Origin of the sequence: Dokdonella sp. (genome assembly GCF_049593775.1) — a bacterium.
Lineage (GTDB): Bacteria > Pseudomonadota > Gammaproteobacteria > Xanthomonadales > Rhodanobacteraceae > Dokdonella.
This window is the reverse complement of sequence record NZ_JBAWHJ010000462.1, coordinates 17,683-27,084: the sequence shown is the minus strand read 5'-3', so window position 1 is coordinate 27,084 and position 9,402 is coordinate 17,683. Positions and strand designations below refer to the sequence as shown.

Annotated in this window: 9 protein-coding genes; 1 reads left to right on the top strand and 8 read right to left on the bottom strand. The window is 60.5% G+C overall.

The genetic code is table 11. The features are described from left to right. The 8 genes from WBP53_RS16000 to leuS form a co-directional block, all read right to left on the bottom strand. Positions 1 to 397: nicotinate-nicotinamide nucleotide adenylyltransferase (locus tag WBP53_RS16000; RefSeq protein WP_423930712.1), on the bottom strand; the 397-nt coding region annotated here is incomplete at its 3' end. Positions 398 to 420: 23 nt separating this feature from the next. Further along, positions 421 to 1,449 carry a DNA polymerase III subunit delta gene (holA, locus tag WBP53_RS15995; RefSeq protein ID WP_423930710.1) on the bottom strand — a complete coding sequence of 343 codons (1,029 nt, stop codon included), beginning with the start codon at positions 1,447 to 1,449 and terminating at the stop codon, positions 421 to 423. Between the two features lie 290 nt (positions 1,450 to 1,739). Further along, positions 1,740 to 2,645: a fatty acid desaturase family protein gene (locus WBP53_RS15990; RefSeq protein ID WP_423930708.1), complete on the bottom strand. Its 906-nt coding sequence runs from the start codon at positions 2,643 to 2,645 to the stop codon at positions 1,740 to 1,742. Beyond that, positions 2,638 to 3,015 (bottom strand): thiol-disulfide oxidoreductase DCC family protein, encoded by a 378-nt coding sequence (locus WBP53_RS15985; RefSeq protein ID WP_423930706.1) that lies wholly within the window; start codon positions 3,013 to 3,015, stop codon positions 2,638 to 2,640. The genes WBP53_RS15990 and WBP53_RS15985 overlap by 8 nt, the downstream gene beginning before the upstream one ends. 157 nt (positions 3,016 to 3,172) lie before the next feature. Then, positions 3,173 to 4,186: a helix-turn-helix domain-containing protein gene (locus tag WBP53_RS15980; protein WP_423930704.1), complete on the bottom strand. Its 1,014-nt coding sequence runs from the start codon at positions 4,184 to 4,186 to the stop codon at positions 3,173 to 3,175. 121 nt (positions 4,187 to 4,307) lie between these two features. Beyond that, a complete protein-coding gene (locus tag WBP53_RS15975; protein WP_423930702.1) occupies positions 4,308 to 4,793 on the bottom strand; it encodes a GNAT family N-acetyltransferase in 486 nt (161 codons plus the stop codon). A gap of 26 nt (positions 4,794 to 4,819) precedes the next feature. Then, a complete protein-coding gene (gene lptE, locus WBP53_RS15970) occupies positions 4,820 to 5,326 on the bottom strand; it encodes an LPS assembly lipoprotein LptE (protein ID WP_423930700.1) in 507 nt (168 codons plus the stop codon). A gap of 291 nt (positions 5,327 to 5,617) precedes the next feature. Beyond that, positions 5,618 to 8,335 carry a leucine--tRNA ligase gene (leuS, locus tag WBP53_RS15965; protein WP_423930698.1) on the bottom strand — a complete coding sequence of 906 codons (2,718 nt, stop codon included), beginning with the start codon at positions 8,333 to 8,335 and terminating at the stop codon, positions 5,618 to 5,620. Positions 8,336 to 8,682: 347 nt separating this feature from the next. On the opposite strand from leuS, the gene WBP53_RS15960 reads away from it, so the two are divergent. Continuing rightward, positions 8,683 to 9,327 carry a hypothetical protein gene (locus tag WBP53_RS15960; RefSeq protein ID WP_423930696.1) on the top strand — a complete coding sequence of 215 codons (645 nt, stop codon included), beginning with the start codon at positions 8,683 to 8,685 and terminating at the stop codon, positions 9,325 to 9,327. The last annotated feature ends 75 nt before the right edge of the window (positions 9,328 to 9,402 follow it).

Here is a 9,402-nt window from a genome sequence, read left to right as displayed (position 1 = left end):
CGATATGGGCGAGCCCGAACAGTTCCTGCCAACGATTCCAGTTCGCCAGTCCACTCCAGGCGTCAGCTCCGACCAGCATCACGATCGAGCGCTCGTGGCCTACTTCCCTGCGCAATTCGACCAGCGTATCAACCGTGAAGGAAGGACCCTCGCGACGAAGCTCGCGATCATCGAGGACGAGTCGATCCTGACCGACGAGTGCTGCGCGAAGCATGGCCAGTCGCTGCTCGGCACTGGCGACCGGCTGCGGACGATGCGGCGGCACGTTGGCCGGCATCATGCGTACTTCGGCATTGAGGAACTCCGAGGCCTCCCAAGCCACGCGCAAATGGCCCAGATGAACCGGATCAAAAGTGCCACCGAAGATGGCGAGTGGACGTGATGCGGAATCGGGCATGGCAGCAGGCATTCGACCAGCGCTCAGGACTGCTTGCCAAACAAGTCGGCACCCGCTCGCGGACTTGCAATGGCCGCAATCAGGCGCTCGATCTCTCGCCAGGCATCGCCTCCGGCACGCCCCTTGGAAATACGGTCGATAAGCCCTGCCTGGACGATGCAACGCTCCCAGTGCGCTGCATCTCCTGCCCTGAGCGCACGTTTGAATCCGGCCTGCTTGGCATCCCAGATTCGTTCGTTCTTGAACGCCTGATTGAGATTGCCACCAGCGCCGGCGAGACGCACCAGCACGCGCAACTGACTCAACAGCCAGCCGACCAGGGGAATGGGTTCGGCCCCTTCTGCCTTGAGTCCGCCAACCATGCGCAATGCGCGCGAAGCGTCACCGGCAATGGCGGCATCGGTCAGGCGGAATACATCGAAACGAGCATCATCGGCCACGCTGGCTTCAAGCATATCCGCGTCAAGCGTTGCCTGGCCGACGAGCAGGGACAGCTTGTCTATCTCCTGGGCCGCGGCGAGCAGATTGCCTTCTACACGCTCGGCAAGCAGCTCGACAGCATCGCGCGTTGCCTTGAGTCCGCGCGATTTCATCCGCGCGTTGATCCAGGAAGGAAACTCGTCGCGCTTCAGCGGCCAGACCGCCATGGCCACGCCAACCTGATCGACTGATCTGGTCCAGGCGCCTTCATGCGACTTGCTCCATTCCTGCGCGGTGATCAGCAACAAGGTATCGGGAGGTGGATTACTGCACCATTCACTGATCGCTGCAGACCCAGCCTTGCCGGGCTTTCCGGTGGGCATGCGCAATTCGATCATGCGCCGGGTTGCGAACAGCGACATCGCCGCGCCGGACATGGCAAGCTCATTCCAGTCGAATTTCGCATCGACATCATGGATTTCGCGTTCAGAATAGCCGAGCTCACGACATCGGGCGCGTAGCGCATCCGCGGCCTCCATCACCTGAAGGTGTTCAGCGCCCGCGATCAACCAGACGGGCTTGAGCTCATCGGCTGCTAGCAGGCGGGGCAATTCGTTGAGTCTGGCTGGCATGGCGGGATTGTAGCGGAGACTGCGAGGCGCCATTCGGTCCGAACGATTCGATGCGCTCATGGCAACGCTGAACGAGTGGCACACCCGTCATGGCGTTCAGAATCTCTGCCAGACGAGATGCGAGACGCAGTGAAGGCTGGTTCGCGGCTCGTCTGGCAAGCCTTCTGATTGCCAATTGTTTCAACAAGAAGCAATCGGTCAGTCGAGACCTGTCCACGTGCATATCATTGTCGCTATGGCTTGTAATACGGCCGCTCCAGAAGCACCAGCGAGCTGCTATCTGCATGCAGTCAGCTGGCGCGACGGTTGCGCCACTTGTTCAGCGTTGCCTTGAATGGTTCCGCATGAGCCACCGATTGACCAGGAGTAGGCTGTACGGGAATTGCGGCCGCTGAGGCACGCAAATGCCGAGTACCAAAGCATTCGAGCACGTCCGGTGGTGGCTCATGGCCTTGCCAATGCGTATCCAGGCGGCGCGCCAATGCAGGCAAGTGGCAGGTTGGCACTGCCGGATACAGATGATGTTCAAGATGGTTGAACAGATTGACCGTCAGCGCGTTGAGCAGAATCGAACGACTCGTCCGAGCCCGGAATCTGCCCTGCTCACAACTTCGATGAACCGCCCAAATGCCAACCAGGGGCGCGCTGGCATTGGCAAAATAGAGGCTCATGGCCATCAATTTGAGCGTGCCGCTGTCGCCGAGCCAGATCGCTGCGTGCAAGAGCACGACAGCTGTGAGTTCCAACGCTATCCAGCGCTTTTGACGCGCAGAGGCCTGACGCATGGCGACCCAATGAATCTGCAGTGGATAAATCGGACTGTGTACGACGGCGCTCAAGAATCCGAGATGGGCGATGTGGCCCTCGACGTCGTCGTCAGCAAGGCAATTCCGATGGTGACGAAGATGGGTAAATTCGATTGCATGCATGGCGCCGCCGAGAAGAACACTGAGCGCAAACATGACCAGATCGCCGGCCCTGCGCGAGATGCCCAGGTTTCGGTGGAAAGCGTTGTGGGTGATTCGCAAGCTCATCATGAACATGACCAGGGTCGTGGAAATGACCCAGCCACGGTGCCCGGCTGCTCCGGCCATGGTTGCAGCAAGCAACCAGGGCAATGGCAGGCACAGTTCCATTGCCACTTCGCGACGGGTCAGTACGACCAGGTCACGCCATTGGACGCTGGAATCACGCATTCATGCCACTCGATGCCGCTTGGCGACGGCGCAGGCCGGGGCGACGCGCTGTCAGCCACAGGTAGACGCTTTCAGCCACGAAGCGGCCCGGTCGACAACGCCGCAAGGTCCACGCCAACAGTCGGAAGCCGCGCAGGCGTTCCCACATGAGCAGATGTGCGTCGAACCCAATGTGCAGGCGGCCGCCAGAATCTCGCACATGCAGGAGTCGAAACGCGGCATCAACATCAAGCGATGCATCGCCGTCGTCAGCCAGATCCTGCCAGCGGATACCACCGCACCGGTCCAGTTGCCGATACAAAGCCACCTCACGGCTGCAGACCGGACAGAGTCCGTCGTAGTACACAAGGATTGGACCATTGCCTGACATTGGCGCTGTCTCCATCGGGATAGTGGAGACAGATTGCCGCCTTGCGCGGCCGCGTTCTTCCGCAATGACAATTCAGGCAAGGAAATGGTCTCTTCCTGAATCAGCCCTTTTAGATCAACAACGTACGCGCCTCCAGAATGATCATGTCGGAATTCGGTCAGCCCCCGGAGGCTTGTCTGGTGCGGTACCGGCCCGGTACTTCGCCGGTGATCTCGCGAAACGCGGCGTAGAAGTTGGACTGCGATGTAAATCCGACCGCCAGACCGATCGAGAGCACCGAGGCCTCCGGTTCGGCAAGCAGCATTCGCTGGGCAGCAGCAATGCGATGCTCCCGGATGTAGCGTGAGTAGCCGACGCCGAATCGGGTATTGATCAATTCGGACAGTTGATGCGGAGTCAGATCCATCATGGTTGCGAGCCCGGACAGCTTGAGCGTCTCGTCCGCGAATACCTGATCGTCCATCAGCGCGTGCAGACGCGAGGCAGCCGCTTCACGATCGACCCGATCGAGCGTCGACACCGCATAGGTCGTGTTCACTGCCTCTTCGGCCTTGGTGGCAATGTCGGGGAAGTGAAGCAGCACGTGGATGGCCAGCATCGAGGCGATTCCGATCATGCTCGAATAGGCCAGGACGAAGGCTCGCAGGCCAAGGAACGGCAGTGCAAGCCCGAGCGCCAGAACTGCCACGGCAATGCCCGCGAAAACGCCGAGCGCGAACATCTCGATCTGAAAGCGCTTGCGTTGCTCGCGCAGGCGGAACACCAGCACGCCCAGATGGATCGCATAGGCCGCACCGCAAAGAAACGACAACGGAATTGCAATTGCCGGCTGCAACCACCCGGCAACCAGCAATGGAGCGTAGAACACCAGGTGCCAAGGCCTTTCGGCAGCCTCCAACTGCAAGGCGCCGCGAAAGAAGAGATAGAAGGCAGGAGCAACGACGAATAGCAGGATGATGTAGACAGGCGAACCCACCCGATCCACTCCGCCAGCAAGCGCGTCCCAGTGCATCCACTGCAGCACGGCGAGTCCGGCGATGAGCAACCGACCGGAAGCTCGGGAGATGCGGCCGCCCGCACTGTTCGCATAGATCGACAGGCTGCCAGCGAGAATGATGGCCGCTGCGCAGATGGAGAAGCCAATCAGCAGGAGTGCAACTTGTTCGACCATGATCGCCACCGGACTCGAGAGAACCTATCTTGCCACGGCAATCCGGCAGGCTGGCGCGAGTGAGTTCAATGCCGGACAGGGTCAGTCCGCAATCGAAGATGCACGTCCGCACATCGCAGGTTCAGAGCTGGGCAACCTGCAGCGAAACGCGCTTGGTATCGCCGGCAACCCATTGCGTACCCACTTGCACGAATCCGAAGCGGTCATGGAAGGCGCGCGAGGCATGATTCGGCGGTTCGATGTTGTATTCGCAGGCGATTCGCCCTGCCTCATCGCTGCGTGCCTGCTCGAACAATCGCTGATAGAGACGAGCGCCAATGCCCTTTCCCGAATATTCCGCCGAGACCACGATCCGATCGACATAGACGAATCGCGAATAGTGGGCGGAAAACCAGTTGTAGTTCTCACTGTCGTAGTCTGCACCTTCGCGCATCGCAAGCAGGAACGCTGCGATCTGGCCGTCAACGATAGCCACCTTGTGAAAACTGGAAAGCCGATCAAGCTCGATCAGGCGTTGCCTGTCCATCGGGCTTGTCTGCTGCACCTCGCCCTCGTTGAGCTCGACAATGCGGTCGAAATCCGCCTCGCATGCGTCACGGAGCTCCATGCCGGGTGGAATCTCGGCTATCAGGCTCAGGACTTTGTCGACTGACCGATGATCTCAAGCCTGCGCATGATGGTCTGGACCATTTCGCGCTGGAGTTCCTTGCTCAGGACATCCTGTTCGGCGGCAATGCCGATGGCCTGGGTGGCATCGAAGGTGAATATGCGACTGAGCTCGACCGATTGCCTCGGCAAGAGTGCCGTGCCGCTGGCACTGACCACATCGAATTCGACCTGATATCTCAAGGTGTATTCGTTCGCACGCGCGTTATCTCCGACGGTAAGCACGTCGGTGCGGAAACTGTTCGTGCCAATGCGCAGGACGCTCGGCTCGCCAGCACCATCCTCCACCATCTGCGCACCGGCGCGTACCAGGGCCTTGCGCAAATCCCGCCCAAGCGGACTCAGCGCATCGGCGCCCTCGATTGCGATTCGCTGCATGCCGCTGGGCAGTACGGCTTCTTCGCGCAGGTGGAATCCGCAGGCGGTGAGCAGCAGGGCGAAAATCGCGGGGAGGAAGTGTCGATGGAGTTTCATGGGAGCCTGATGCTGGGGGCAGGTGCTAAGCATAGCGGATGTTGAGGATTGGACCTTGCGAAGGCGAGGCCGCGGCTGTTGCGCCTCATTCGTCCCTGCTCCCCTCGGGAGAAGGTGCCGAAGTCGGAAGACGACGGCACGGATGTCGGAGGTTGAGCAACGCAGGAGCAGTTGTCGAGGGTACGATCGGAGCGGGAGGCAGAGGCTAGCCCGTACCCCCATCCGCCCTGCGGACACCTTCCCCCGGCAGGAGAAGGATACGAGCAGTTCTCCCGAGGGGAGAAGCAAGAATCAGACGACGATATTGACGATCTTGCCCGGTACGACGACGACCTTCTTGATGGCCTGGCCCTGGACATGGGGCAACACCGACGGCTCGGCCAGCGCAAGACGCTCGCACTCCTCCTTCGACGCCGAAACCGGCACCTCAATGGTGCCACGCAGCTTGCCGTTGACCTGCACCGCCAGCTTGAGCGCATCACGGACCAGGGCAGCCGGATCCGCCTTCGGCCAGGGCTGGTCCTCGATCAGGGTTTCCGAGTGCCCGAGTGCCTGCCAGAGCGCATGGCAGGCGTGTGGCGTGATCGGATTGAGCAGCAAGACGATGGCTTCGAACGCCTCATGGCGCACAGCCCTGCCCTGATCGCTCATGTCGTCGAACTTCGATACGGCATTGAGCAATTCCATCAACGCAGCGATCGCCGTGTTGAATGCGTGGCGACGCCCGTAGTCATCGGAAACCTTGGCAATGGTCTCGTGGATTTGCCTGCGCAGGTTCTTCTGTCCGGCATCAAGCGACGCAGCGTCAACTTCAGGATGATCCGGCTGGGTAGCATGCGTGTGCAACTCGCGCCAGAGACGCTTGAGGAAGCGCGACATACCCTCGACACCGGCTTCATTCCATTCCAGCGACTGATCCGGCGGCGCGGCGAACATGGAAAACAGGCGCACGGTATCGGCACCATACTTGCGCACCATCGATTCGGGATCGACGCCGTTGTTCTTGGACTTCGCCATTTTCTCGGTGCCGCCGATCGACACCGGCTGACCATCCGCCTTGAGTAGCGCGCCGGTAGTGCGGCCCTTGTCGTCGCGCTGTATCTCGACGTCGGCCGGATTGATCCATTCTTTCCGGCCCTGTGCATCTTCGCGATAGAACGTGTCGGCGATGACCATGCCCTGGCAAAGCAGGTTGATCGCGGGTTCGTCGCTGTCGACAAATCCGCAGTCACGCAACAGCTTGTGATAGAAGCGGAAATACAGCAGATGCAGGATCGCGTGCTCGATACCGCCGATGTACTGGTCAACCGGAGCCCAGTAGTTGGCTCGTTCATCGACCATGTCACTGGCACCCGGCGAGGTGTAGCGCGCGTAGTACCAGCTCGATTCCATGAAGGTATCGAAGGTGTCGGTTTCACGCTCGGCCGGGCTGCCATCGACCGGGCTGACCGTCTTGCGCCATTCGGGGTCGGCCTTGATGGGTGACTTGACCCCGGTGAATGCCACGTCTTCAGGCAACACGACCGGCAATTGATCTTCAGGAACCGGATGGGCAACGCCATCCTTGTCGTAGATCACCGGAATCGGGCAACCCCAGTAGCGCTGACGCGAAACACCCCAGTCGCGCAGGCGGAAATTGACCCGTCGTGCACCCTTGCCTTCCTTTTCGAGACGCGCCGCGATCGCGTCGAACGCAGCCTTGAAGCCGAGGCCGTCGAACTCGCCCGAGTTGACCAGGGTTCCATATTCGGTGAATGCACCTTCGGTGATGACCTTGTCCTCGAATGCATCGAGAACATCCAATTCGCCTGCCGGTTCGACCACGTCGATCGCGCGACTCTCGCCGAGTGCGGCGGACATCGCGTCCTTGTTGCCGGCAGCGTCGCGACCGAGCTCGCGGATCGCATCGCGTACGCCGTCGCTGACGATGACCATTCGGATCAGCAAATCGTATTTGGTCGCGAATTCCCAGTCGCGCTGGTCGTGTCCTGGCACGGCCATCACCGCACCCGTGCCATAGCTCATCAATACGAAATTGGCGACCCAGACAGGCACAGTCTCGCCGGTGATCGGATGGATTGCCTTGAAGTGCGTCTCGACACCCTTCTTTTCCTGGGTTTCGATGTCTGCCTCGGCGGTACCGCCGTGACGGCACTCCTCGATGAACGCCGCGACTTCGGGCTGTGATTGCGCGGCTTTCTGCGCCAGCGGATGCTCGGCGGCGACGGAAAGGAAACTGACACCCATCAAGGTGTCCGGGCGCGTCGTGAATACGGTCACCGGCTCGGCTTCACCGTCGACTGCAAACTGGATTTCGAGACCTTCGGAACGGCCAATCCAGTTGCGCTGCATGGTCTTGACCGATTCCGGCCAACCCGGCAGCTTGTCCAGGCCATCCAGCAGTTCCTGCGCGTAATCGGTGATCTTGAGGAACCACTGCGGGATTTCGCGCTTCTCGACTATGGCACCGGAACGCCAGCCACGACCATCAATGACTTGCTCGTTCGCAAGTACGGTCTGGTCAACGGGATCCCAGTTGACGATCGAATTCTTGCGATAGACCAGCCCCTTCTGCATGAGACGCGTGAACATGCGCTGCTCGTGCACATAATAATCGGGCTTGCAGGTGGCGAACTCGCGCGACCAGTCGATCGCATACCCCATCGCCTTGAACTGCGTGCGCATGTGTTCGATGTTGGCGTAGGTCCACTTCGCCGGCGCCGTCTTGCGTGCAATGGCCGCGTTCTCGGCAGGCAGGCCGAAGGCATCCCAGCCCATCGGCTGCAGCACATTCTTGCCAAGCATGCGCTGGTGCCGGCTGATCACGTCGCCAATCGTATAGTTGCGTACGTGTCCCATGTGCAGGGCGCCAGACGGATACGGCAGCATCGACAGGCAGAAGAATTTGGGCTTGCCCGGTACTTCGACCACCTCGAAAGCGCGTGTGGTGGTCCAGAAGTTCTGCGCAGCGGCTTCCACCACTTGCGGATCGTAGGTTTTTTCAGTCATGTTCAAGGGAGCGCCGGGGTCCGGCTGGGCATTGAAAAACGTTCGCCAGACTAGCGCAGACGGCCATTTTGCGCCACGTATCCGATGTCGCGCTGCCCATTGCCGGCACGGGGCTCACCGCCACCAGGTGCCGTCCAGAAGGGTTGGCAGCACGGTGCATGAATCACGCCTGCCGGCCCCGATCGTCGCCGGACAATGTTCACCCGCGTCCAGCGGCCCGTTCGGCTTCAAGATGCGGCGAAAACGGCAAAGGCCCGAAGCCGGCAACCGGCCAACTGCGTGTGTCATCGCCAGCGACCTGTGCCATGCTCTGGACGTGTTCCCCACGACTACCGAGGGAGTTCATCATGGCTATCGACACCAAGACACCGTTGGCCCTGTACAAGGCCAATCTCGAGCTGGTACTGCGACTGGGCACCTTGTTGCAGGAAAACCGAAAGCGCTGGAACCAGCTTGGCGCTTCGAGTACCTCGGCCGCCATCGAGCGGACCCTGGCCGAAACCGAACGCATGCTTACATCGAATGACTGGACCTCGCTTTCGGCGATACCAAGCGATGACTTCTGGAGATCCATACGCGAAGGATCAGGTCCCGTCCAAGGCACCGCGCAAGCGGCCGTGTCCAATCAGGCCGCCTTCGCCGAAGGCCTGCGCGAGGCATTCGAGGCGTGGCAACAGCAGTCCGTTGATGCGCTGGGCGGTTCAGGATTCCTGCCAGGCAAATTCGACATCGCGGGAATGATGGCCATGTTCCGGGGTCCACATGCCTCGGTGGCCAGCAAGGAGAAACCCGCAAGCGCAACAAAATCCAAGGCGAAGAAGAAGCCGGCAGCCAAGCCCAAGGCGGCAAGGAAGTCTCCGTCCAGGGCAACCAGGGCAACTGCAAGGAAGAAGAGTGCTTCGGCAAAGCCCGTTGCCGCGAAAAAACCTGTTTCCGCCAGGAAGAAACCCGCGCCCGCGAAAAAGTCCGGATCGACCAGCAAACGCCGTTGAGGCAACCCTGAACAAGACCCTGCTCGTCATCCCGGCTCAGGCTGGAATGGCGGCTTGGCGGGCATTGCCTCAACC